This is a genomic window from Chromobacterium sp. S0633, from assembly GCF_024158805.1.
Lineage (GTDB): Bacteria > Pseudomonadota > Gammaproteobacteria > Burkholderiales > Chromobacteriaceae > Chromobacterium.
The window spans coordinates 1-23201 of the sequence record NZ_JAMZGH010000017.1; the positions used below are offsets into that span (position 1 = coordinate 1).

The 23201-nt window shown below is 62.7% G+C and carries 26 protein-coding genes; 12 read left to right on the forward strand and 14 right to left on the reverse strand.

Going from position 1 to position 23201, the window contains the following annotated elements; genetic code table 11:
• Nucleotides 1-321: 321 nt before the first annotated feature.
• From NK214_RS11290 to NK214_RS11340, 11 genes are all read right to left on the reverse strand, one after another.
• Nucleotides 322-867 (reverse strand): glutathione peroxidase, encoded by a 546-nt coding sequence (locus NK214_RS11290; protein WP_107800335.1) that lies wholly within the window; start codon nucleotides 865-867, stop codon nucleotides 322-324.
• Nucleotides 868-978: 111 nt separating this feature from the next.
• Nucleotides 979-1341 (reverse strand): thioredoxin, encoded by a 363-nt coding sequence (gene trxA / locus NK214_RS11295; RefSeq protein ID WP_107800336.1) that lies wholly within the window; start codon nucleotides 1339-1341, stop codon nucleotides 979-981.
• Between the two features lie 137 nt (nucleotides 1342-1478).
• Nucleotides 1479-2681: a sodium/glutamate symporter gene (gene gltS / locus NK214_RS11300; protein ID WP_253314516.1), complete on the reverse strand. Its 1203-nt coding sequence runs from the start codon at nucleotides 2679-2681 to the stop codon at nucleotides 1479-1481.
• Between the two features lie 147 nt (nucleotides 2682-2828).
• The gene (locus NK214_RS11305) at nucleotides 2829-3773 is read right to left on the reverse strand and encodes a class I SAM-dependent methyltransferase (RefSeq protein WP_107800338.1); all 945 of its coding nucleotides are present in this window, start codon (nucleotides 3771-3773) and stop codon (nucleotides 2829-2831) included.
• A gap of 96 nt (nucleotides 3774-3869) precedes the next feature.
• Nucleotides 3870-4394, reverse strand: coding sequence for a pantetheine-phosphate adenylyltransferase (gene coaD / locus NK214_RS11310; protein ID WP_107800339.1), 525 nt, complete (start codon nucleotides 4392-4394; stop codon nucleotides 3870-3872).
• A 181-nt stretch (nucleotides 4395-4575) separates the two neighbouring features.
• Nucleotides 4576-5547 (reverse strand): peptide ABC transporter ATP-binding protein, encoded by a 972-nt coding sequence (locus NK214_RS11315; RefSeq protein ID WP_227104687.1) that lies wholly within the window; start codon nucleotides 5545-5547, stop codon nucleotides 4576-4578.
• Nucleotides 5544-6518 (reverse strand): ABC transporter ATP-binding protein, encoded by a 975-nt coding sequence (locus NK214_RS11320; protein WP_253314517.1) that lies wholly within the window; start codon nucleotides 6516-6518, stop codon nucleotides 5544-5546. The genes NK214_RS11315 and NK214_RS11320 overlap by 4 nt, the downstream gene beginning before the upstream one ends.
• A gap of 10 nt (nucleotides 6519-6528) precedes the next feature.
• Nucleotides 6529-7443, reverse strand: coding sequence for an ABC transporter permease subunit (locus tag NK214_RS11325; RefSeq protein WP_107800341.1), 915 nt, complete (start codon nucleotides 7441-7443; stop codon nucleotides 6529-6531).
• 18 nt (nucleotides 7444-7461) lie between these two features.
• Complete coding sequence (locus NK214_RS11330) at nucleotides 7462-8490, reverse strand: ABC transporter permease subunit (RefSeq protein ID WP_107800342.1); 1029 nt, start codon at nucleotides 8488-8490, stop codon at nucleotides 7462-7464.
• A 533-nt stretch (nucleotides 8491-9023) separates the two neighbouring features.
• Nucleotides 9024-10622, reverse strand: a complete 1599-nt coding sequence (locus NK214_RS11335) for an ABC transporter substrate-binding protein (protein ID WP_253314518.1) — start codon at nucleotides 10620-10622, stop codon at nucleotides 9024-9026.
• 161 nt (nucleotides 10623-10783) lie between these two features.
• Nucleotides 10784-11905 carry a beta-ketoacyl-ACP synthase III gene (locus NK214_RS11340; protein ID WP_253314519.1) on the reverse strand — a complete coding sequence of 374 codons (1122 nt, stop codon included), beginning with the start codon at nucleotides 11903-11905 and terminating at the stop codon, nucleotides 10784-10786.
• 453 nt (nucleotides 11906-12358) lie between these two features.
• Between NK214_RS11340 and iscR the strand changes: the two genes are divergently transcribed.
• From iscR to udk, 10 genes are all read left to right on the forward strand, one after another.
• Entirely contained in the window at nucleotides 12359-12838 is a 480-nt protein-coding gene (gene iscR / locus NK214_RS11345; protein ID WP_107800345.1) for a Fe-S cluster assembly transcriptional regulator IscR, read from the forward strand.
• A gap of 33 nt (nucleotides 12839-12871) precedes the next feature.
• The gene (locus NK214_RS11350) at nucleotides 12872-14089 is read left to right on the forward strand and encodes an IscS subfamily cysteine desulfurase (RefSeq protein WP_107800346.1); all 1218 of its coding nucleotides are present in this window, start codon (nucleotides 12872-12874) and stop codon (nucleotides 14087-14089) included.
• A 61-nt stretch (nucleotides 14090-14150) separates the two neighbouring features.
• Nucleotides 14151-14534, forward strand: a complete 384-nt coding sequence (gene iscU / locus NK214_RS11355) for a Fe-S cluster assembly scaffold IscU (protein ID WP_048411946.1) — start codon at nucleotides 14151-14153, stop codon at nucleotides 14532-14534.
• Nucleotides 14535-14550: 16 nt separating this feature from the next.
• A complete protein-coding gene (gene iscA, locus NK214_RS11360; RefSeq protein WP_253314520.1) occupies nucleotides 14551-14874 on the forward strand; it encodes an iron-sulfur cluster assembly protein IscA in 324 nt (107 codons plus the stop codon).
• A 75-nt stretch (nucleotides 14875-14949) separates the two neighbouring features.
• A complete protein-coding gene (hscB, locus tag NK214_RS11365; RefSeq protein WP_253314521.1) occupies nucleotides 14950-15483 on the forward strand; it encodes a Fe-S protein assembly co-chaperone HscB in 534 nt (177 codons plus the stop codon).
• Nucleotides 15484-15591: 108 nt separating this feature from the next.
• On the forward strand, nucleotides 15592-17454 hold the full coding sequence (gene hscA / locus NK214_RS11370; RefSeq protein WP_227104694.1) for a Fe-S protein assembly chaperone HscA: 1863 nt from the start codon (nucleotides 15592-15594) through the stop codon (nucleotides 17452-17454).
• A 9-nt stretch (nucleotides 17455-17463) separates the two neighbouring features.
• The gene (gene fdx, locus NK214_RS11375) at nucleotides 17464-17805 is read left to right on the forward strand and encodes an ISC system 2Fe-2S type ferredoxin (RefSeq protein ID WP_107800350.1); all 342 of its coding nucleotides are present in this window, start codon (nucleotides 17464-17466) and stop codon (nucleotides 17803-17805) included.
• Nucleotides 17806-17937: 132 nt separating this feature from the next.
• On the forward strand, nucleotides 17938-18132 hold the full coding sequence (iscX, locus tag NK214_RS11380) for a Fe-S cluster assembly protein IscX (protein ID WP_107800351.1): 195 nt from the start codon (nucleotides 17938-17940) through the stop codon (nucleotides 18130-18132).
• A 172-nt stretch (nucleotides 18133-18304) separates the two neighbouring features.
• Nucleotides 18305-18940 (forward strand): glutathione S-transferase family protein, encoded by a 636-nt coding sequence (locus NK214_RS11385; protein WP_253314522.1) that lies wholly within the window; start codon nucleotides 18305-18307, stop codon nucleotides 18938-18940.
• A gap of 92 nt (nucleotides 18941-19032) precedes the next feature.
• Nucleotides 19033-19653 carry a uridine kinase gene (gene udk / locus NK214_RS11390; RefSeq protein WP_048413454.1) on the forward strand — a complete coding sequence of 207 codons (621 nt, stop codon included), beginning with the start codon at nucleotides 19033-19035 and terminating at the stop codon, nucleotides 19651-19653.
• Between the two features lies 1 nt (nucleotide 19654).
• Here udk and NK214_RS11395 read toward each other — a convergent pair whose 3' ends face one another.
• From NK214_RS11395 to NK214_RS11405, 3 genes are all read right to left on the reverse strand, one after another.
• On the reverse strand, nucleotides 19655-19981 hold the full coding sequence (locus NK214_RS11395; RefSeq protein WP_253314523.1) for a hypothetical protein: 327 nt from the start codon (nucleotides 19979-19981) through the stop codon (nucleotides 19655-19657).
• Between the two features lie 16 nt (nucleotides 19982-19997).
• Nucleotides 19998-20396 carry a VOC family protein gene (locus NK214_RS11400; RefSeq protein ID WP_253314524.1) on the reverse strand — a complete coding sequence of 133 codons (399 nt, stop codon included), beginning with the start codon at nucleotides 20394-20396 and terminating at the stop codon, nucleotides 19998-20000.
• 85 nt (nucleotides 20397-20481) lie between these two features.
• Nucleotides 20482-21273, reverse strand: coding sequence for an inositol monophosphatase family protein (locus NK214_RS11405; protein WP_048411783.1), 792 nt, complete (start codon nucleotides 21271-21273; stop codon nucleotides 20482-20484).
• Between the two features lie 203 nt (nucleotides 21274-21476).
• Here NK214_RS11405 and NK214_RS11410 point away from each other — a divergent pair, with 203 nt between their 5' ends.
• Entirely contained in the window at nucleotides 21477-22256 is a 780-nt protein-coding gene (locus NK214_RS11410) for an RNA methyltransferase (protein ID WP_107800354.1), read from the forward strand.
• Nucleotides 22246-23169: a DUF1853 family protein gene (locus tag NK214_RS11415; protein WP_253314525.1), complete on the forward strand. Its 924-nt coding sequence runs from the start codon at nucleotides 22246-22248 to the stop codon at nucleotides 23167-23169. The genes NK214_RS11410 and NK214_RS11415 overlap by 11 nt, the downstream gene beginning before the upstream one ends.
• Nucleotides 23170-23201: the final 32 nt, after the last annotated feature.

Below are 23201 nucleotides of genomic sequence, written 5' to 3' on the forward strand. Positions count from 1 at the left end.
TCTTGCAGTGCAAGTGTTTGGTCATCGACCGAGCACTTACACCTATCGGTTATTCGTTCTGTTAAAGATCGGTGCAGGTCGCTGCGCTTCGTTTCCGCCGCTGCGTTGTCTGCTGAGGAGGCGAACTATACGTCAGGCCCCTAAACCCGTCAACACCTTTTGCGAGAAAAACCTCAACAAAAGCGGGTCCCGCAGGCCAAACCCTTGATGCGGCAAGCAATATCCTGAAAGGGTATTTGCCGGCACGCCTCAACCGCCCCGCCGAACCATGAAAAACGGGCCGGCGAAGCGCCGGCCCGTTGTGGGATGCGCGCAAATCTTCTAGTTTTTCACGCTCTCCGCCGGCTTCAGATAAGGCAGGAAGGCGTTGACGACTTCCGGATCGTCCGGCTTGGTGCGCGTGCCTATGCTGACCACCTTGCTGGCGCCGGGCAGGATCAGGTATTTGTGGAAGTTCCATACCGGAGCGTCGTCGGTGGCCTTGATCAAGGCTTTGAAGAACGGCTGCGCATCGGCGCCGCGCACATGCCCTTTTCCGGCCATCGGGAAGGTCACGCCGTAATTGGCTTCGCAGAAGGCGCCGATCTCCTTATCGCTCTCCAGTTCCTGAAAGAAATCGTTGCTGGGAAAGCCGACCACCATCAGACCCCGCTGTCCATAGGTCTGATACAGCGATTGCAGTTGCTTGAACTGCGGCGTGAAGCCGCAGTGGCTCGCGGTATTGACCACCAGCAGCGGCCGGTCCGCGTACTGACATAGATTGATCTGACCGCCCATCAGACCCGGCACCGTGTAGTTCAATAAAGCCGGGCAAGCCGCCATCACCGCCTGACTGCAAAAAATCAGCATTGCGCCCCATCGTTTCATTCTCGTCTCCTCGCTGCGCCATACCTATATAGATGGCAGACAAAATAATAAGGCAATGCCCGAAGCATTGCCTTATCTATTGTCCTGAGCGCCGCGCCTCGGCGCCAGCTGTCATTCCTGCTGGCTGGCGATGTCGGCCCGCACCTTGTCCATGTCCAGTTCGCGCAGCCCCTGGATCAGTTGTTCGAATTGCGCCGCCATCATCGCGCCGGCCTGGTTGAACACCATGATGCCGTCTTTGATGGCGATCAGCGTCGGAATGGAGCGGATATTGAAGTGAGCGGCCAGGTCGCGTTCGTCTTCGGTATTGATCTTGCCGAACACGATGTCGGCGTGTTTTTCCGACGCGGCTTCGAAAGTGGGGCCGAACATTTTGCACGGACCGCACCACGGCGCCCAGAAGTCGAGGATGACCAGGCCTTCCTCTTTCATATGGGTGTTGAAGTTGTCGGCATTGAGATTGATGTAAGCCATGGGGATGTCTTTCGCTGTCTGAAGCGCCCGCCAGCGGCGGGCTGTTGCAGCAAAGATAGGTACGCGGCCACGGCATTGCAAGGCTATCGCCTGGTTGAATTTATCAATCCGGGCGATAGCCTCCGCTGCCGCAAGGCTTAGCCGATGAAGGGCAGCGCCAGGTAGAGCTTGATTACGATGGCGTTGACGATGTCGATGAAGAAGGCGCCCACCATGGGCACCACCAGAAAGGCCAGATGCGAAGGGCCGAAGCGCTCGGTCACCGCCTGCATATTGGCGATGGCGGTGGGGGTGGCGCCCAGGCCGAAGCCGCAATGGCCGGCGGCCAGCACCGCCGCGTCGTAATTGCGGCCCATCACCCGGAAGGTGATGAAAATCGCGTACATCGCCATCGCCGCGGTTTGCGCCAGCAGCAGCACGAAGATGGGCAGCGCCAACGCCGCCAAATCCCACAAGCGCAGCGACATCAGCGCCAGGGCCAGAAACAGCGACAGGCTGACGTTGCCGAGCACCGACACTTCGCGCTCGAAGATCTGATACCAACCCAAAGCCGCCAAGCCGTTGCTGATCAGCACGCCGACGAACAATACGCAGACAAAGGTGGGCAGCTCCAGCGGCGTGCCTTTGAGCAGGCCGCCGAGAAAGGTGCCGCCCAGCAAGCAGACGGCGATCAGCGCCAGGGTCTCGATGAAGGAGTGCGGCGTGATCAGACGCTGGGCGTCCGGTTGTTCGAAGGCCAGCGGCGGATCGTCGGCATTGTGCTCGGCGCCCGGGGTTTTGACTTTCTTGACCAGGAAGCGCGCCACCGGGCCGCCGATCAGGCCGCCCAGCACCAGGCCGAAGGTGGCGCAGGCCAGCGCCAGTTCCGACGCAGAGGCCAATCCGTATTTGGAGGCGAAGGTGCCGCCCCAGGCGGCGCCGGTGCCGTGACCGCCGGACAAGGTGATGGAGCCGGCCAGCAAGCCCATCAATGGGTCCAGGCCCAGCAGGCTGGCCAAGGCGATGCCCAAGGTGTTCTGCACCAGCAGCAGGCCGACCACCACGGCCAGGAAGACGCCGACGGTCTTGCCGCCCTGTTTCAGGCTTTTCAAATTGGCGTTGAGGCCGATGGAAGCGAAGAAGGCCAGCATCAGCGGGGTTTGCAGCGAAGCGTCAAAGCGGACTTCGCTGCCGGTGACTTGGCGGAACAGCAGCAGCAAGGCGGCGATCAGCAAGCCGCCGACCACCGGCTCGGGGATGTTGTAGGTGCGCAGCGCGCCGACATGCGCCACCAGTTTGCGCCCGAGCAGCAAAACCAGCGACGCGGCCACCAGGGTGCCGTAGAAATCGAGTTGAATCATCGAGTCTCCTTATTGTGATGAGCGAAGGCGCGCATGATTCAGACTAGCAGCTGTCGGAATGTTGTCGCGCCATGCAATACGATAGGAAACCCGGCGATAAAGTTCGGCCTCTAATTAACCGGAACCTTATATAGAAGACTCAAACCGCTAGTCGCGGCGTATCTGCCAGCACTGATGGATGGCTCGGTTGCGAAAGTCTTCCGGCACCGATTGCGCGCTGATGTCGCGGATGACGTAATCCTCGGCCAGTCTCTCGTCCAGCTTGAAACTGCGCAGATTATTGGAGAAGTACAAGGTGCCGCCCGGCGCCAGCAGCGCCATCGCGTAGTCGATCAGCCAGACGTGATCGCGCTGCACGTCCAGGATGTCGCGCATTTTCTTGGAGTTGGAGAAGGTGGGCGGGTCCATCACGATCAGGTCGAACTGCTTGCCGCCGTCCACCGCCTCTTCCAGATACTGGAACACGTCGGCCCTCACCAGCTGATGCCGGGCCAGATCCAGGCCGTTGAGCTCGAAATTGCGGCGCGACCAATCCTGATAGGTATTGGACATGTCCACGGTTTCGGAACTGATCGCCCCGCCGCAGCCGGCATAGACGGTGAAGCTGCCGGTATAGGCGAACAGATTGAGGAAACGCTTGCCGGCGGCCTCTTCCCTCACACGCTTGCGGGTGTTGCGGTGGTCCAGGAACAGGCCGGTGTCCAGGTAGGCGTCCAGATTGACGATGAAACGCTGGCCGAACTCATCGATGATGAAGTCGTCGCCCGACTGTCCCACTTTCTCGTACTGGCTGACGCCCTTTTGACGGCGGCGGTTCTTCAGCGTCACCGCGCCGGGCGCAAGGCCGGTGACCGCGCACAGGCTGTCCACCACCGCGTTGATCCAGTCGCGATAGGCCTCGTCCTCCATCTCCCAACCGGTGTCGTACTCCTGCAGATGGACGCGCTCGCCGTACAGGTCCACCGCGAACGGGAACTGCGGCACGTCCTTGTCGTAAACGCGCCAGGCGTCCAGCCCCTGGCGGCGCGCCCATTTGGCGTGGTGCTTGAAATTCTTGGCCAGGCGATTGGCGAATGGGCTGACGTCCAGCATGAGTCCTCGATATGGGCGATGGGCAAAACACAAAACAAACGCGCCGCTGACTGCAGGCGGCGCGTGAACGGATATCCAATTCTATTACAGCCGCGGCTATTCGGACGAATACATCTCGATCAGCTTGCGGTAGACCGGCTCCGGCAGATATTGGCGAATCACGCTTTCCCAGCCGCGCGGCCCCACCAGGCCTTTGACCATCGTCGACGACACCTCGGCGTATTCGCGCGGCGGCAGCAGGAAGATGGTGGTGATGTCCGGGTGCAAATCGGAGTTGATGTAGCGCATGGTGCGCTCGTACTCATAGTCGCTGGCGGTGCGGATGCCGCGGATGATGTAGTTGGCGCCTATGCTTTGCGCGTAATTGACCAGGAACTGGTTCTCGAACACATCCACCCGCAACTTGCTGAAGCCGCCGGTGACGGCGCGCAGCAAAGCCACTCGTTCCTCGACACTGAAGGTACAGTGTTTTTCCGGGTTCACTCCGACCGCTACGATCAATTCGTCAAACAGTTCCACCGCTTCGCGAATCATCCATAGGTGACCGTTGGTCACCGGGTCGAAGCTGCCCGCGTACACGGCTCGCTTCAATTCTCGTTTTCCTTTGACTGTGTGTGCCATGGCGAATGTATCGTGGTCGTTGGGGGCGGGTAAAGCAATTTTTGTGCATTGCGCAAAATGTTTCGCTTCCAGCTGGACTATCCGCAGCAGAATCTGTCCATTTTCCTCATTATCGACAAAGCGCGGCCAAAAAAAAGCGGGCCGCGCATGGCGGCCCCGCTGACGATAGGACTATACGCGCTCAGACGTTGATGTCTTCCGCGCGATGGCAGGCGATCATGCGCTGATCCAGCTCGCGCAATTCCGGCACTTCTTCCCCGCAACGCTGGTTCGCATGCGGGCAGCGCTTGTGGAAGGCGCAGCCCGACGGCGGCTTCAAGGGGCTGGGCAGTTCGCCCTCGATCTTGATCTTGATGCGGCGCTGCTCAGGATGGATGGACGGCGTCGCCGACAACAAGGCCTGGGTGTAGGGGTGCAGCGGCCGTTCGTAAACGCGGTTCTTTTCCCCCACCTCCACCGCGCGCCCCAGGTACATCACCATCAGGTCGTCGGCCACATGCTCAACCACCGACAGATTGTGGGAGATAAACACATAGGCGGTCTTGAACTCGTCCTGCAAATCCATGAACAGATTGAGCACCTGGGCCTGGATGGACACGTCCAGCGCCGAGGTGGGCTCGTCCGCCACCACGATCTTGGGGTTCAGCATCATTGCGCGCGCGATGGCGATGCGCTGACGCTGGCCGCCGGAGAACATGTGCGGATAGCGGAAGAAGTGCTCCGGCCTCAGACCGACCCGCTGCATCATGCCGCGCACCTTGTCTTCGCGCTCCTTGGCGTTCAGCGAGGTATTGATCAGCAGCGGCTCGGCCAGCTGGCTACCGATTTTCTGACGCGGATTCAAGGACGCGTACGGGTTTTGGAACACCATCTGCACCTTGGTGCGCATGGCTTTCAAGTCGGCCTTGCCGGCCTGGGCCGCGTCCTTGCCGTCCAGCAGCAAAGAACCGGAGGTCGGCGCTTCGATCAGCGTCAGTTGCCGGGCCAGCGTGCTCTTGCCGCAGCCGGATTCGCCCACCACCGCCAGCGTCTTGCCGGCCTGCAGTTCGAAGGAGACGCCGTTGAGCGCCTTGACCTGCGCCGAGGGCTTGAGGAAGCCCTGGGACACGTCGTAATAGCGGGTCAGATCCCGCGCTTGCAATACGGTGCTCATTTCGCCTCCTTGTCCAGCAACGGGTAGTGGCAGCGCACGGCGCCGCCCTCCACCGGGGTCAGCCCCGGACGCTGGGTCCGGCAGTTGTCCTTGACATAGGGGCAACGCGGCGACAACAGGCAGCCGCTGGGACGGTCGTACTGCCCCGGCACGATGCCCGGCAAGGTGTTCAGCCGATGCGCGCCTTTGCTGTGCTCCGGAATCGACGACAGCAGCGCCTCGGTGTACGGGTGGGTCGGGTGGTTGAACACGCCGGGCACCGCGCCCATCTCCGCCACCTGGCCGGCGTACATCACCGCCAGCCGGTGGGCCACCTCGGCCACCACCGCCAGATCGTGAGTAATCATGATCAGCGCCATGTTCTGGCTTTTCTGCAGGCTGACCAGCAACTCCATGATCTGCGCCTGAATGGTCACGTCCAGCGCCGTGGTCGGCTCGTCGGCGATCAAGAGCTTGGGATTACAGGCGATGGCCATCGCGATCACCACGCGCTGGCTCATGCCGCCGGACAGCTGGTGCGGATAGGCGTTGAGCCGCGAGGCCGGCGCCGGAATCTCCACCAGTTCCATCAGTTCCAGCGCGCGCCGCTTCAGCGCCGCTCCACGCAGACCCTGATGCAGCTTCAGCACTTCCATGATCTGGTAACCGACGGTGTAGCTGGGGTTCAGCGAGGTCATCGGGTCCTGGAAGATCATCGCGATGTCCTTGCCGACGATCTTGCGGCGCTCGCGCGCGGAGATGGTCAGCAGGTTCTTGCCGTCGAAGCTCAGTTCGTCGGCCACGATGCGGCCCTGGCCTTCCAACAGCCCCATCATCGCCATCATGGTCACCGACTTGCCGGAGCCGGATTCGCCGACGATGCCGACGATCTCGCCCTGATTGACCTCTAGGTCCAGCCCTTCCACCGCGCGGAAGGGATTTTTTTCCGAACCAAACTCCACCGAGAGGTTCTTGATTTGCAACAAACTCATGTCCATCCCCTCAAGCGGCGCGCTTCAGTTTCGGGTCCAGCGCGTCGCGCAGGCCGTCGCCCATCAAGTTGATGGCGAGCACCGACAGCAAAATGGTCAGGCCGGGCAGCGTCACCACCCACCAGGCGCTTTCAATGTAATCGCGGGCCGAGGCCAGCATGGTGCCCCACTCCGGGGTGGGCGGCTGCACGCCCAGGCCGAGGAAGCCCAGCGCGGCGATTTCCAGAATGGCCGAGGAAAAACTCATGGTCGCGTGCACGATCAAGGGCGCCATGCAGTTGGGCAGCACGGTGACGAACATCAGCCGCGGCAGGCCCGCGCCGGCCACGCGCGAGGCGGTGACGTAGTCGCGGTTCAGCTCGGTCATCGCCGACGCGCGGGTCAGGCGCACATAGGCGGGCAAGGACACGGTGGCGATGGCGATCATCGCGTTCATCAGCCCCGGTCCGAGAATGGCCATGATGGCCACCGCCAGCAACAGCGAGGGCAAGGCCATCATGATGTCCATCAGCCGCATGATCGCGCCGCCGAGGGCCTTGGGAAAGAAGGCGGCCAACAGGCCGAGCACCACGCCCGGCAGCAAGGCCATCAGCACCGAGCACAGGCCGATGAACAGCGACAGCCGCGCGCCGTGAATCAGCCGCGACAGGATGTCGCGCCCCAATTCGTCGGTGCCGAACAGGAACTGCGCCGAACCGCCGTCCACCCAGGCCGGCGGGGTCAGCAAATGATCGCGGTACTGCTCGATGGGGCTGTAGGGCGCCACCAGCGGCGCCAACAGCGCACAGGAGGTGACGATCAGCATGAAGATCAGGCCGGCCACCGCGCCCTTGTTGTGGGAAAAGCCCTGCCAGAACTCCTTCAGCGGCGAGGGATAGGCCAGCGCCAGGTCCGGCCCGGCGTTGACTTGCGTAGTCTGAGTCATAAGTCCACCTACTGGCTGTTACTTGGCGTGACGGATGCGCGGATTGGCGATGCCGTACAGGATGTCGACGATGAAGTTGGTGACGATCACCAGCGTCGCCACCATCAGGATGCCGTTCTGCACCACCGGATAATCGCGGCGGCTGATGGCGTCGATCAGCCATTTGCCTATGCCCGGCCAGGAGAAGATGGTTTCGGTCAGCACCGCGCCGCCCATCAGCGTGCCCACTTGCAGGCCGATCACGGTCAACACCGGGATCAGCGCGTTGCGCAGGGTGTGGATGAAGATCACTCGCGCCGGCGACAGGCCCTTGGCGCGCGCGGTGCGCACATAGTCTTCGCGCAGCACTTCCAGCATCGACGAGCGCGTCATCCGCGCGATCACCGCCAGCGGAATGGTGCCCAGCACGATGGCGGGCAGGATCAGGTGCATCAAAGCGTTCTTGAAGGCGCCTGCGTTCACTTCCGGATCCGCGACCTCCGCCATCCAGGAGTCGATCAGCATGAAGCCGGTATGCGGCGCGATGTCGAAGGTCAGGTCGACGCGGCCGGACACCGGGGTCCAGCCCAGCTTGACCGAGAAGAACATGATCAGGATCAGACCCCACCAGAAGATGGGCATGGAGAAGCCGGTCAGCGAGATGCCCATCACGCCGTGGTCGAACAGCGAGCCGCGCTTGATGGCGGCGATGACGCCGGCCAGCAGACCCAGCACGGTGGCGAAGATCAAGGCGGAGATCGCCAATTCCAGCGTGGCGGGGAACAGGGTTTTGAACTCGGTCCACACCCCGGTCTTGGTCACCAGGGACTCGCCCAGGTCGCCATGCAGCAGATTGACCACGTAGTCGAAATACTGAGCGTACAGCGGCTTGTCCAGACCCAGGCGATGCAAGGCTTCGGCGTGCATTTGCGGATCGAGCGCGCGCTCGCCCACCATCACCTCCACCGGATCGCCCGGAATCATGCGGATCAGGCCGAAGGTCAGCAGCGTGATGCCGAAGAAGGTTGGCACCAATAAACCCAACCTTCGCAGAATAAAGGAAAACATGAGGACTTCTCCCTTGCGCCGGCCCCGCTGGGCGACTGGGCGCAATACTCAAATGAGACCCAGAGCGACGACGCCTTGCATGGCAAACGGCGAACGACGGCTCTATTGCGTTTTGGGGAGACGTTACCGGAATCGGACGGAGAAGAAGCAAGGAAAACAGCAAGAAGAGCGCCGAAGCGATGGCATGCAACTGAACCACCCACCCACATCAGCTGCGCCACCGCCACGGCAAGTGCAAGATAGCACCCCTCGCCGCAGACGAGCTTGACCCAGGTCAAGCCGGACGCACAGCCTCTCCACGCTGTGACTGACTACCCTCTGAAAACCACCCAGTAGACGTTCCGCCGCCATCGGGCCCGCCGCCTCTGCGTGCGACTGGAAACCCAAGGCTTGTAGTGGCCAATAGCGCTCCGCTTCAGCGTCGGTCCCGGCCGCAACGCGGACAGGCCGGCATCAGCAGCGCCATTCGCCGAACTTAGCCAAAACATCGGGGGCCAGGCCCCCGATGTCGCCGTGTTTTTATTATTTCAGGCTTACTTGACGCTGACGCCGTAGAAGGAGTTCAGGCCGAAGGGGCTGACCTTGAAGCCCTGCACCGATTTCAGCATCGGCTGATTGACGGTGGAGTGGGCGATGGTGGTCATCGGCACTTGCTGTTTGACGATTTCCTGAGCCTTCATGTACAGCTTGGTGCGCTCGGCCACGTTGGCGGTGCGCTTGCCCTTCTGGATCAGGTCTTCAAACGGCTTGTAGCACCACTTGGAGAAGTTGTTGCCGTTCATCGCGTCGCAGCCGAACAGCACGCCCAGCCAGTTGTCCGGATCGCCGTTGTCGCCGGTCCAGCCGATCAACATGGTGTCATGCTCGCCGGCCTTGGCGCGCTTGATGTACTCGCCCCATTCGTAGGAAGTGATCTTGGCCTTGACGCCGATCTTGGCCCAGTCCGACTGCACCATTTCCGCCATCAGTTTGGCGTTGGGGTTGTACGGACGCTGCACCGGCATCGCCCACAAGCTCAGTTCAAAGCCGTTGGGGTAGCCGGCCTTGGCCAGCAGCGCCTTGGCCTTGGCCACATCGTAAGGCGCGTCTTTCAGGCTCTTGTTGTAGGACCACTGGGTCGGCGGCATCGGATTGGTGGCCGGCTGGCCGGCGCCCTGGTACACCGCGTCGATGATGGCTTTCTTATTGATCGCCATGTCCAGCGCCTGACGCACTTCCAGCTTTTCCAGCGGCTTGTGCTTGACGTTGTAAGCCAGGTAGCCCAGGTTGAAGCCCGGCTGCGCGGTCACCGACAGCTTGGAATCGGCCTTCATCGCGGCCAAATCGGTCGGACGCGGGTTGACGGTGATCTGGCACTCGCCGGCTTTCAGCTTCTGGTAGCGCACGGAAGCGTCGGTGGTGATGGCGAACACCAGATTGTCCACTTTCGGGCCGTCGGCCTTGTTCCAGTATTCCTTGTTGGCGGCGAAGCGGATCTGCGCGTCTTTCTGGTAACGCTTGAAGATGAACGGGCCGGTGCCCACCGGCTGCTGATTGATCAGCTGCGGCTTGCCGGCCTTGAGCAGCTTGTCCGCGTACTCGGCGGACTGCACCGAGGCGAAGCTCATCGCCAGGTTCTGCAGGAAGGCCGCGTCCAGGCTCTTCAGAGTGAACTTGACGGTGTTGGCGTCAATTTTCTCGACCTTGACGATATTGGTGTCCAAACCCATATCGGTGAAATACGGGAATTCGGTCGGATAGGCTTTGCGGAACGGATGGTTTTTGTCGACCATGCGGCTGAAGGTGAACACCACATCGTCGGCGTTGAATTCGCGGGTCGGCTTGAAGTAGTCGGTGGTCTGGAACTTCACGCCCTTGCGCAGATGGAAGGTGTAGCTCAGGCCGTCGGCGGCCACATCCCATTTCTCTGCCAGCGCCGGCACCACCTTGGTGCCGCCGCGTTGGAACTGCACCAGGCGGTTGAACACGGTTTCGGCGGAAGCGTCGAAATCGGTGCCGGTAGTGTATTGACCTGGGTCGAAACCCGCCGGGCTGCCTTCGGAGCAGTACACCAGGGTGCCGGCGGCCTGGGCGGCCATCACAGTCCCGGCGATCAGGCCGGCTGCCAACAGCGCTTTCTTGACAGTTTGCATCTTTATTTCCTTTCCCTTGTACAGACTCATCGGTCTTTCTTGTCAGCGGGATCCAAGCCCGCCATGGGGGGATACATTATGCAGAGAGGACGCTTTTGACAAGCGTCCTCTGCTTTTTTCTGCCAAGGGCCCTTCGCGCTAGGACTATTTTTTCCGGCTTATCAGATTTTCCTCAGCACAACGCTGCCCACCGAATAGCCCGCGCCAAAAGATGAAATGACGCCGACATCCCCGCTCCGCAGGTCATCCGAATGCAGATGGAATGCAATCACGGAGCCGGCGGAACTGGTGTTGGCGTAACGGTCCAGAATCACCGGCGCCTCTTGATCGCCGGCCTCGCGGCCCAGCACGCGCCGGGAGATCAGCTGGTTCATCGCCAGATTGGCCTGGTGTAGCCAGAAGCGCGCCACCTCGGCCGGCGCGATGCCCAGGCCTTCCAGATGCGCGGCGATATGATCGCCCACCATCGGGCAGACTTCCTTGAACACCTTGCGGCCTTGCTGGACGAAAAGCTTGTCCGGCTGGCCTATCCCCGCCTCGTCGCAACGATTGAGGAAGCCGAAGTTGTTGCGGATATTATTGGAGAACACCGTGGCCAGCTTGCTGCCCAGCACCTCGTAACGCTGCGCCGAGCTCGCCGCCTCGGCGCGCTCCAGCACCACCGCGGTGCAAGCGTCGCCAAAGATGAAGTGGCTGTCGCGGTCGCGGAAGTTCAAATGGGCGGAACAGATTTCCGGATTCACCATCAGCACCGCGCGCGCCTGGCCGCAGGCGACGGCGTTGACCGCGGTCTGAATGCCGACGGTGGCGGACGAGCAGGCCACGTTCATATCGAAGGCGTAGCCCTGGATGCCGAGCGCCTGCTGCACTTCGATGGACACCGCCGGGTACGGACGCTGCATATTGGAGCAGGCGACGATGACCATGTCGATGTCCGCGGCGCTGCGGCCGGCGCGTTCCAGCGCCTGGCGCGCCGCGGCCACCGCCATCTCCGCCTGCACCGACAACTCGTCGTTGCCGCGCTCCGGCAAATGCGGCGCCATTCTGGCCGGATCCAGCACCCCGCTCTTGTCCATCAGGAAACGTTGCTTGATGCCGGAGGCCTTCTCGATGAATTCGGAACTGGACTCGGCCAGCGCTTCCATTTCTCCGGCGGCGATCCGGTCCGCGTGCTGCTGATTGTGAGCGTGTACAAAGGCATTGAAAGCCGCGACCAGTTCCTGGTTGCTGACCGCGTGCGGCGGCGTGAACAAGCCGGTTCCGCTAATGACGACCTTGTGCATGAATTGTCCTTTTAGCCCCCCGTGACCCGGGTAAGTGTAGATTTTTGTTGCGGCGACGACAGTCCTCGCTGCGCCGCCCGAGCGGAAATGCCCGCCCCGTTTCGGCCCGTCCGCGGACGATCCTTATCCGTCGCCGGATTCTACACCAAGCCCTTCATCTGAAAGTAATAAAACCGCAAACGCCGCCGCGGCGCGGCTCGCGGCCCTTCCCGCCTCTGCGCGGCCGGCTCGCGCCGCCTTGCCGACGCCCGATTCCGGCCTGCGGCCTGCCGCGGATCCCGTAGGCAAAACTACCCCTCGAACTAAAAACCGAGTAAAATGATCGGCTTTGCGCAGCCGCATCCTCATTAGCCTCCGCCGATAATAGTTGACTAAAACAGTCGGATATTAGGTATAATCGTCTGCATCAGGAATTCATCCTCCTCCAAATACCCACTCTTGGAGACCAGAGACATGCGTTTAACCACTAAAGGGCGTTTTGCCGTCACCGCGATGCTGGATCTGGCATTGCGCGAGAGCGGCGGCCCGGTCACGCTGGCCGGCATCAGCGAGCGTCAAGGCATCTCGCTCTCCTACTTGGAACAACTCTTCGGCAAGCTGCGGCGCGCCGAACTGGTGGACAGCGTGCGCGGCCCCGGCGGCGGCTACACCCTGGCCAAGACCCCGATCGACATCTCCGTGGCCGACATCATCACCGCCGTGGACGAGCCGGTGGACGCCACCCAGTGCGGCGGCCGCGAGAACTGTCGCGGCAATCAGCGCTGCATGACCCACGATTTGTGGACCAATCTGAACGTCACCATTTTCGACTACCTGTCCAAGGTCAGCCTCGCCAGCCTGGTTGAGCAGCAAAAGACCAAGGAAAACACTGTATTGCAGGATAAGCGCGAATGCAGCGTGGTTCACGCTTCTGCCGCCTCCGGCGCCCTGTGAGGCGCGGACCCATCTTCTGTGGAGAGAATATAAATGAGCCAGCTCAAGCATCCGATCTACCTCGACTACTCGGCCACCACGCCGGTAGACCCGCGCGTTGCCGACAAGATGATTCCCTATCTTTACGAAAAGTTCGGCAACCCGGCCTCCCGCAGCCACAGCTTCGGCTGGGACGCGGAGGAAGCGGTGGAGAACGCGCGCGCTGAAGTGGCCAAGCTGATCAACGCCGACTCCAAAGAAATCGTCTGGACCTCCGGCGCCACCGAGTCCGACAACCTGGCGATCAAGGGCGCCGCCCACTTCTACAAGAGCAAGGGCAAGCACCTGATCACCGTCAAGACCGAACACAAGGCGGTGCTGGACACCATGCGCGAGCTGGAGCGCCAGGGCTTTGAAGTGACCTATCTGGGCGTGCAGGACAACGGCCTGCTGGACATTGAAGAATTCAAGGCCGCCATTCGCCCGGACACCATCGTCGCCTCGGTGATGTTCGTCAACAATGAAATCGGCGTGGTGCAGGACATCGAACAGCTGGGCGAAATCTGCCGCGCCAAGGGCGTGATCTTCCATGTCGATGCCACCCAGGCCCCGGGCAAGGTGATCATCGACATGGAAAAGCAGAAAGTGGACCTGCTCAGCCTGTCCGCCCACAAAGTGTACGGCCCCAAAGGCATCGGCGCCCTGTACGTGCGCCGCAAGCCGCGCGTGCGCCTGGAAGCGCAGATGCACGGCGGCGGCCATGAGCGCGGCTTCCGCTCCGGCACCCTGGCCACCCACCAGATCGTGGGCATGGGCGAAGCCTTCCGCATCGCCCGCGAAGAGATGGACAGCGAGCGCGAACGCATCCGCATGCTGCGCGACCGCCTGTGGAACGGCATCAAGAACATGGAAGAGGTCTACATCAACGGCGACATCGACCAACGCGTGCCGCACAACCTCAATGTCAGCTTCAACTTCGTCGAAGGCGAAAGCCTGATCATGGCGATCAAGGAGCTGGCCGTATCCAGCGGTTCGGCTTGTACCTCGGCTTCGCTGGAGCCGTCCTACGTGCTGCGCGCGCTGGGCCGCAACGACGAAATGGCCCACAGCTCGATCCGCTTCACGCTGGGCCGCTTCACCACCGAGGAGGAAATCGACTTCGCGGTGAATCTGCTAAACCAAAAGATCGGCAAGCTGCGCGAACTGTCCCCCTTGTGGGAAATGTTCAAAGACGGCGTGGATCTGAATTCGGTTCAATGGGCCGCCCACTAAGGGCGACAGCAATATCCAGCGCCGAGCCGGCCAGGCCGGAGCGGCGCTGAAGGAGACAATCATGGCATACAGCGACAAGGTAATGGATCACTACGAAAACCCGCGCAACGTGGGCTCTTTCGAAAAAGGCGACGACAGCGTGGGCACCGGCATGGTGGGCGCGCCGGCCTGTGGCGACGTGATGAAGCTGCAAATCAAGGTGGGCGAGGACGGCGTGATTCAGGACGCCAAGTTCAAGACTTACGGCTGCGGCTCCGCCATCGCCTCCTCCTCGCTGGTGACCGAATGGGTCAAGGGCAAATCGCTGGACGAGGCGCTGGATATCAAGAACACCGCCATCGCCGAAGAACTGGCCTTGCCGCCGGTAAAGATTCACTGCTCCATCCTGGCCGAAGACGCGATCAAGGCCGCGGTCAACGACTACAAGCAAAAGCACGGCAAATAATCAGCGGGGACACATCATGGCTATCACCCTTTCCGAACGCGCCGCCGCTCACGTCAGCGCCTTCATCGCCAAACGCGGCAAGGGCTTGGGCATCCGTCTGGGCGTCAAGACCTCCGGCTGCTCCGGCATGGCCTACAAGCTGGAGTTCGTCGACACGGCCAGCGACGAAGACGTGACCTTTGAAAGCCATGGCGTCACCGTGTTCACCGATGCCAAGAGCCTGGCCTATCTCGACGGCACCGAGCTGGATTACGCCAAGGAAGGCTTGAACGAGGGGTTTCAGTTCAACAACCCCAACGTCAAAAACGAGTGCGGCTGCGGCGAAAGCTTCAACGTCTGACCCCGGCAGGCGGGCGCGCTTCGGCGCGGCCCGCTCGTCGTCCAACTGTACGCTAGGTTTTCCGGCCCCGTCCCTATGAGCACCGATTTCAGCCAAGACTTCTTCTCCCTGTTCAATCTGCCGCGCCGTTTCGCCATCGACGGCCAAGCACTGGAGCACGCCTGGCGCACCGCCGCGGCCCAGGTCCATCCCGACCGCTACGCCAGCAGCTCCGACGCCGAAAAACGCAGCGCGCTAATGCAGGCCACCCGGGTCAACGAAGCCTACCAAACGCTGAAGTCGCCGCTGAACCGCGCCCGCTACCTGCTGACGCTCGCCGGTGTGGACACCCAGGAAGACACCAACACTCAGATGCCGGCCGCCTTCCTGATGGCGCAGATGGAATGGCGCGAAAACATCGAAGACGCCCGCGCCGGCGGCGAACTCGAACGCCTGGAAGCCTTGTCGCGCCAGTTGCGGGACGAGAGCCGCTCGCATCAGGCCGAGCTGGCGCTGGCGCTGGACCAGCGCGCCGACTTGGACGCCGCCGCGCTTCTAGTGAGAAAATTGCGGTTTTTGGAAAAACTGGACCAGGAAATCGGCGATGCCATCGAGGCGCTGCTTGACTGAGCCCTCGGCCGCCGGCCCTTCCCCGTCGTGGGGATCGCGCTCCGGCCCATCCTCTCCATCCGCCTCCGCAGCAGCAGGCGGCTTACCTCGAACTGATTTGAACTGAATATGGCCTTACTGCAAATCGCCGAACCCGGCCTCTCCGCCGCCCCTCACCAACACCGCTTGGCGATCGGCATCGATCTGGGCACCACCAATTCCCTGGTGGCCTCGGTGCGCAGCGGATCCGCCGCCGTACTCAAGGACGAGCACGGCCGCAGCCTGCTGCCCTCGGTGGTGCGCTACGCCGAAGAAGGCGGCGTCAGCGTGGGCTACGACGCCCAGAAAGAGCAGAACAAGGACCCGCACAACACCATCGTCTCGGTGAAGCGCTTCATGGGCCGCGGCCTGGCCGATCTGCCGGACGTCCGCAACCTGCCCTATCGCTTCGTCGACGCGCCCGGCATGCTGCAACTGGTGACCCGCGGCGGCATCAAAAGCCCGGTGGAAATCTCCGCCGACATTCTGCGCACCCTGAAACAGCGCGCCGAAGCCAGCCTGGGCGGCGATCTGACCGGCGCGGTCATCACCGTGCCGGCCTATTTCGACGACGCCCAGCGTCAGGCCACCAAGGACGCCGCGCGCCTGGCCGGCCTGAACGTGCTGCGCCTGCTGAACGAACCCACCGCCGCCGCCATCGCCTACGGGCTGGACAACGGCAGCGAAGGCATATACGTCGTCTACGATCTGGGCGGCGGCACCTTCGACGTCTCCATTCTCAAACTCAGCCGCGGCGTGTTCGAAGTGCTGGCCACCAGCGGCGACTCCGCGCTGGGCGGCGACGACTTCGACCATCGCGTCTACTGCTGGATGCTGGAACAAGCCGGCCTGTCCGGGCTAGGCGCCCAGGATACCCGCTTGCTGCTGACCCGCGCCCGCGAGGCCAAGGAAGCGCTGACCGAGCACGCGGAGACTCAGATCACCGCGCTGCTGTCCGACGGCCAGGCCCTGAACCTGACGCTGGATCAGGACACCTTCCGCGGCATCACCAAGAACCTGGTGGACAAGACTCTGCTGCCGGTGCGCAAGGCGCTGCGCGACGCCGGCGTCGCCGCGGACGAGGTCCATGGCGTGGTGATGGTGGGCGGCGCCACCCGCATGCCCCAGGTGCAAAAAGCCGTCGGCGATTTCTTCCGCCAGGAGCCGCTGACCAATCTGGACCCGGACAAGGTCGTCGCCTTGGGCGCGGCGATCCAGGCCAATGTGCTGGCCGGCAACAAGGGCGACGACGAGTGGCTGCTGCTGGACGTGATCCCGCTGTCGCTGGGCATCGAGACCATGGGCGGCCTGACCGAGAAGATCATTCCGCGCAACAGCACCATCCCTGTGGCCCGCGCTCAGGACTTCACCACCTTCAAGGATGGCCAGACCGCGATGTCCATCCACGTGCTGCAAGGCGAGCGCGAGCTGGTGGCCGATTGCCGTTCGCTGGCCAAGTTCACCTTGAGCGGCATCCCGCCGATGGTGGCCGGCGCGGCGCGCATCCGCATCACCTTCCAGGTGGACGCCGACGGCCTGCTGGAAGTGTCCGCCCGCGAACAGACCAGCGGCGTGGAAGCGCGCATCGAGGTCAAGCCCTCTTACGGCCTGAGCGACGAGGAAATCAGCCGCATGCTGACCGAGTCCATGACCCATGTGCATGAAGACATCGAGGCGCGTAAGCTGCGCGAAGCCGTCGTCGACGCCACCAGCCTCAGCGAGGCCTGTCGCGTTGCGCTCGCCAGCGACGGCGATCTGCTGGACGCCGACGAACGCGCCGCGGTGGAAGAGGCGCTGGCCGCCGTGGACGCCGCCATCGCCGCCGCTCAAATCGCGCGCGAGGTCAACGAGGCCTCCGGCCGCCTCAACCGCGCCACCGAAGAATTCGCCTCGCGCCGCATGGATCGCAATATCCGACGCGCGCTCAAAGGCCACAACATTTCCGATTTGTAAGGATCCGCCATGCCGCGAATCATTGTATTGCCCCACGCCGACCTCTGCCCGGAAGGCCTGGTCATCGACAACGCCGAACCCGGCCAGAACATCTGCCAGGTCCTGCTGGATCACGATATCGAGATCGAGCACGCTTGCGAGATGTCCTGTGCCTGCACAACCTGCCATTGCATCGTCCGCGAAGGCGGCGACTCCCTGAACGAAGCCGACGAGCTGGAAGAAGACCTGCTGGACAAGGCCTGGGGACTGGAAGCCCAGTCCCGGCTGTCCTGCCAGGCCATTGTCGCCGATGAGGATTTGGTGATAGACATTCCCCGGTACACCATCAACCACGCCCGCGAACACCACTAGGAACACGCCCTAAAATCCCTGTAGCCGCGTTGCGCCGCCTTGCCGTACCTCATGTACTGTCTGCGGCGGCGCGCCTTGCTACAGCCGCTGCGCTGGATTTTATGAGCGGTTCCCCGCTCAGGAGACAAGAAGATGAAATGGACCGACGTGCTGGACATCGCCATCGAACTGGCGGAAACCCATCCGGAAGTCGACCCCAAGACCGTGCGCTTCGTTGATCTGCACAACTGGGTCGTCGAGCTGCCGGATTTTGACGACGACCACAGCCGCGGCGGCGAACGCGTGCTGGAGGCGATCCAGCAAGCCTGGATCGACGAGGTGGAATAAGCCTCCCCGCCCCCCGTTTTAGCAAGGCCGCGTCGCAGGATGCGGCCTTTTTGCCGTCTTGGGCCCAAAACCCGCCGTCTCCGCATAGGAAAAGACGGGCCGATGGCGGTATCATCGGACAAAGGCTGCGACAGCCCGCCGGCAGCCTCCTCTTTCGAAACGGAGCTCCCTGATGTTCACCCTCATCATCGGCAATAAAAACTACTCCTCCTGGTCCCTGCGCCCCTGGCTGGTGCTGAAAATGCTGGACGAGCCGTTTGAAGAGCAGCAGATCGATCTCTATCTGTCCGACACCAAGGCCCGCATCCTGGCCGCCAACCCGGCCGGCAAGGTGCCGGTGCTGATAGACCGCAAGCTGCGGATCTGGGATTCGCTGGCCATCTGCGAATACCTGGCCGAATGCTTTCCCGCCGCCAAGCTGTGGCCGGACGACGCGGGGCTGCGCGCGGTCGCCCGCTCCATCGTCGCCGAGATCCACTCCGGCTTCTCCGCGCTGCGCGAACACCTGGCGATGAATCTGACGCTGCGCCACATCAATTATCAGAGCACGCCGGCGGTGGAGTTCGACATCGCCCGCATCATCTCGCTGTGGGAAGAGCATCTGCCGCGCCACCAGGCCAACGGCGAATTCATCTTCGGCGGCTTCAGCATCGCCGACGCCTTCTTCGCGCCCATCGCCACCCGCTTCCACACTTATAACGTCAAATTGCCGGAGCAATCGCAGGCTTACATCGATCGTCTGCTGGCTTTGCCGGCGATGCGGGAGTGGTATGAGGCCGCCCAGGCGGAAGGTCAGCGCGCTTCATAGCGGATAATGTCGCAATTAGAGTGGAAGGACGCGCCATAACTCATTAGAATGGCGCGTTTTTTTATCATTTTTACGCGTAGAAGGATAGTTTCATGACCACCCCGTTCATCATCGGCGTTGCAGGCGGCAGCGGCAGCGGTAAAACCACGGTGACCAATCAAGTGCTGGAAACCATTGGCTCCGAGATGGCGGCAGTGATCATTCAAGACTATTACTACCGCGATCAGAGCCATCTGACCTTCGAACAGCGGCTGGCCACCAACTACGACCACCCGCAAGCCTTCGACTGGCCGCTGCTGATCGAGCACATCGACGACCTGCGCAACGGCCGCGCCATCGAAATGCCGGTCTACGACTTCGCCAACCACACCCGCGCCGAGGAAACCATCACCGTGCAGCCGGCGCCGGTCATCGTCATCGAAGGCCTATTCCCGCTGTACGACGCCGCGCTGCGCGACATGATGTCCTTGAAGATCTTCGTCGACACCGATTCCGACGTGCGCTTCATCCGTCGTCTAAAGCGCGACATCACCGAGCGCGGCCGCACCACCGACAGCGTGATCGAACAATACCTGACCACGGTGCGCCCGATGCACAACCAGTTCATCGAGCCCACCAAGCGCTTCGCCGACGTGATCCTGCCGCACGGCGCCAATGATCCGGCGGTGGACATCATCACCACCAAGGTGGCCAGCCTGATGGTGCACAACTGATTTACCCGGCGGCGTCCGCGCCGCCGTCTTCCGCCCGCTTAGCGGGCCCCAAGCACAGGAGCACTCCATGCACACGATCAAACCGCGCAATCCGCACGCTTGCGCGCCCATCATGAAAAAAGGCGGCGCCCACGGACAAAGCCGCTCCGGACAGCGCCAGGCCGGACGCCAGGCCATGCTGGCCGAACTGGATCTGGATTGGGATCTGGATTGGAACGAAGCGGACGCCTATCCGCCGCAGCCGCAAGCCGCTGCCGACGACGAGCCGGCGGTTTTTGGCGACGTGAATAACAAAGAGCCGCGCAATGCGCGGCTCTTTGTTATTCACGGGGCCCAGCCGGCGTTTAAACGTCGGACTTCAACTGCAGCAAATCCCAGCGATTGCCGTACAAGTCCTCGAACACCACCACGGTGCCGTATTCCTCCTCGCGCGGCTGCTCGCTGAAGCTCACGCCCGCCGCCGCCATGCGGCGGTAATCGCGCCAGAAATCGTCGGTATGCAGGAAGAAACCCACGCGGCCGCCGGTCTGGCCGCCCACCGCCGCCTGCTGCCGCGCATTGCTCGCCTTGGCCAGCAGCACCGCGCACTCGCTCGCTCCCGGCGGCGCCACGCGCACCCAGCGCTTGTCCTCGCCCTGGCGCTCATCCTCCAGCAAGACAAAGCCCAGCTTGTCCACATACCAGGCGATGGCTTCATCGTAATCCGTCACCACCAGGGCGACCGAACCCAAAAACTGTTTCATATCACGCTCCAAACAAAAACGGCGCCCCCGAGGACGCCGTGACGCGTTAGCCGCTCAAACCCCAAGGGGCCCAAACCGGCAGCGCTTACTTGCCGATATGCGGCGCCAGCGTATGCAGCAGCTGCGCCAGCACTTTCGGGTTGGCGGCGACGATGTCGCCGGACTCCAGCCAGCCTTGTTCGCCGGACAAATCGGTGACGATGCCGCCCGCTTCCTGCACGATCAGGCTGCCCGCGGCGATGTCCCAAGGCTTGAGGTTCAGCTCCCAGAAACCTTCCACGCGGCCGCAAGCGACATTGCACAGGTCCAGCGAGGCCGCGCCTTCGCGGCGTACTCCGGCGGTCTTGGCCAGCACATCCTTGAGCATGCCCAGGTATTGGTCGATATAGCTTTGGTCGGACACCGGGAAGCCGGTGGCGATCACGCATTCATTCATCATGAAGCGTTTGGACACGCGGATGCGGCGATCGTTGAGGAAGGCGCCGACGCCGCGCGAGGCGGTGAACAGATCGTTGCGGTTGGGGTCGAAGACCACGGCTTGCTGCACCTGGCCCTTGTGCGCCAGCGCGATGGAGATCGCGTACTGCGGGTGGCCGTGCAGGAAGTTGGTAGTGCCGTCGATCGGATCGATGATCCACTCGTATTCCGACGAACCGATGCCTTTCGCGCCGGACTCTTCTGCTAGAATCGCGTGCTTGGGATAAGCTTCCAGAATGGAAGCGATGATGGACTCTTCCGCGGCGCGGTCCACTTCGGTCACGAAGTCATTGTGTTTCTTGCGCTCTACGCGCACCGCGTCGAGATTCAGCGACGCGCGCTGGATGACACTGCCGGCGCGGCGAGCGGCTTTCACCGCGACATTGAGCATCGGATGCATTGACGGCCTCTACACTTTCAACCATGACAGACGTCCGCCACATGACGCGACGTCTGCTAGTAACAATCTGGGTTAAGGAACAAGAAAAACCCGGCGCAATCGGGCAAGGCCGCACGCCTGCCCAATCCGGCAAACGCTGGCCTTGCGCGCAAAACGGCGCGCGGGCTTTTCGATAAGCCGGCTATTTTAATGTGAAACTGCTGATGAATAAACCCCAAGTACCTGATTTTCTGAAAAACATTCGCATCGTGTTGGCCCGCCCCAACCATCCGGGCAATATCGGCTCCGCCGCCCGGGCGATGAAAACCATGGGCCTGAGCCGGCTGTATCTGGTTGAACCCAAAGTGTTTCCCAGCGACGAGGCCAATACGCTGGCCTCCGGCGCGGTGGATCTTCTGGAGCAGGCCACCGTGGTGTCCAGCCTGGCCGAGGCCTTGCAAGACGTCACCATCGCCTGCGCGCTGACCAGCCGCCGTCGCGAGCTAACCACCCCGCTGTCCACCCCGCGCCAGACCACGCCGGAACTGGTGGCGCGCGCCCGCGCCGGCGAACAGGTGGCCCTGGTGTTCGGCAACGAGACCTTCGGCCTGTCCATTGAAGAAGTCGAACAATGCAACCGCCTGGTCACCATCCCCGGCAACCCGGACTACTTCTCGCTGAATCTGGCGATGGCGGTGCAGGTGATGACTTACGAACTGTTCAGCCACACCGGCGTGGACGTCGACTATCTGCGCGCAGACAGCGACGCGGCGGCGCTGGGCGAGGTGGAGGGCTTCTGCGGCCACCTGGAACAGACCATGGACAAGATAGGCTATTTCCGCCGCCGCAACAGCGAACGGATGATGCGCCGGATGCGCACCCTGTTCAACCGCGCCGGCCTGCTGCGCGAGGAAATCGACATCCTGCGCGGCTTCCTCAAACAGGTGCAGCGCGCCGCCGACGGCGAAGTCCGCCGCGACGCGCCCGGACAGGATGGCGAATAAGCCGCCGTTCACCCTGCCCTACGCGCACCCGGCGGTGCGCGATCTGGCTTTTCTGCTCTCCGCGCCCTCCCCCTGGCGCAGCGGCGCGGACATCCCGCCGCAGCGGCTGCTGGGGGCCGACGGCCCGGCCTTGCTGCAAACGCTGGACGCCGATCCTGCCGAACTTCAGCACTGGCTGGCGCGCCAGCCCACCCGCCGTCTGGGCCATTACGCGGAACGGCTGCTGTCTTTCTGGTTCCGGCTGGCGCCGCACATCGAACTGGTGGCCAGCAATCTGCCGGTGCGCGCGCCGGACGGCCGCACCGTCGGCGAGTTCGACTTCCTGCTGCGCCTAGACGGCCAACCGCTGCATCTGGAAGCCGCCAGCAAGTTCTATCTGCAACTGGGCCGCAGCGCGGACACCTTGACCGGCCCCAGCCTGCGCGACGCCTGGGCGCTGAAAGCCCATAAACTGCAAACCCAGCTGCGCCTGTCCCGCCACCCGGCGGCGCAAGCGACGCTGCCGGCGGGCTTTGAGGGCTGCGCGGTCGGCGCCCGGCTCAGCGGCTGGCTGTTCCATGCCCGCGACACCGCGCCGGAAGCGCCGCCCGGCGCCCAGCCGCTGTACGGGCAATACTGGCCGCTGCGCGGCGACTGGCCGGCGCTGAACGCGGATTCGCGCTGGGCCTGGCTGCCCAGGCTCAGTTGGCTGGCGCCGGCACGCCGCTCGCGGGAACACACCGCCGACGCGGCGGAACTACGCGTACGCCTGGAACAGGCCGAGGCGCCGCAGCTGCTGGCCGAACTGCAGCCCGGTCCCGACGGCGACTGGCATGAAGTGGCCCGCGGCTTCGCCGTGCCGCCGGGCTGGCCTCAGGAAGCGCCGCTGTCGCGGCTGCTGCTGCAAATCGCGGACTGCGCGCCGGCCCCATGAAAAAAGGCAAGCCCGAGGGCTTGCCTTGCGTT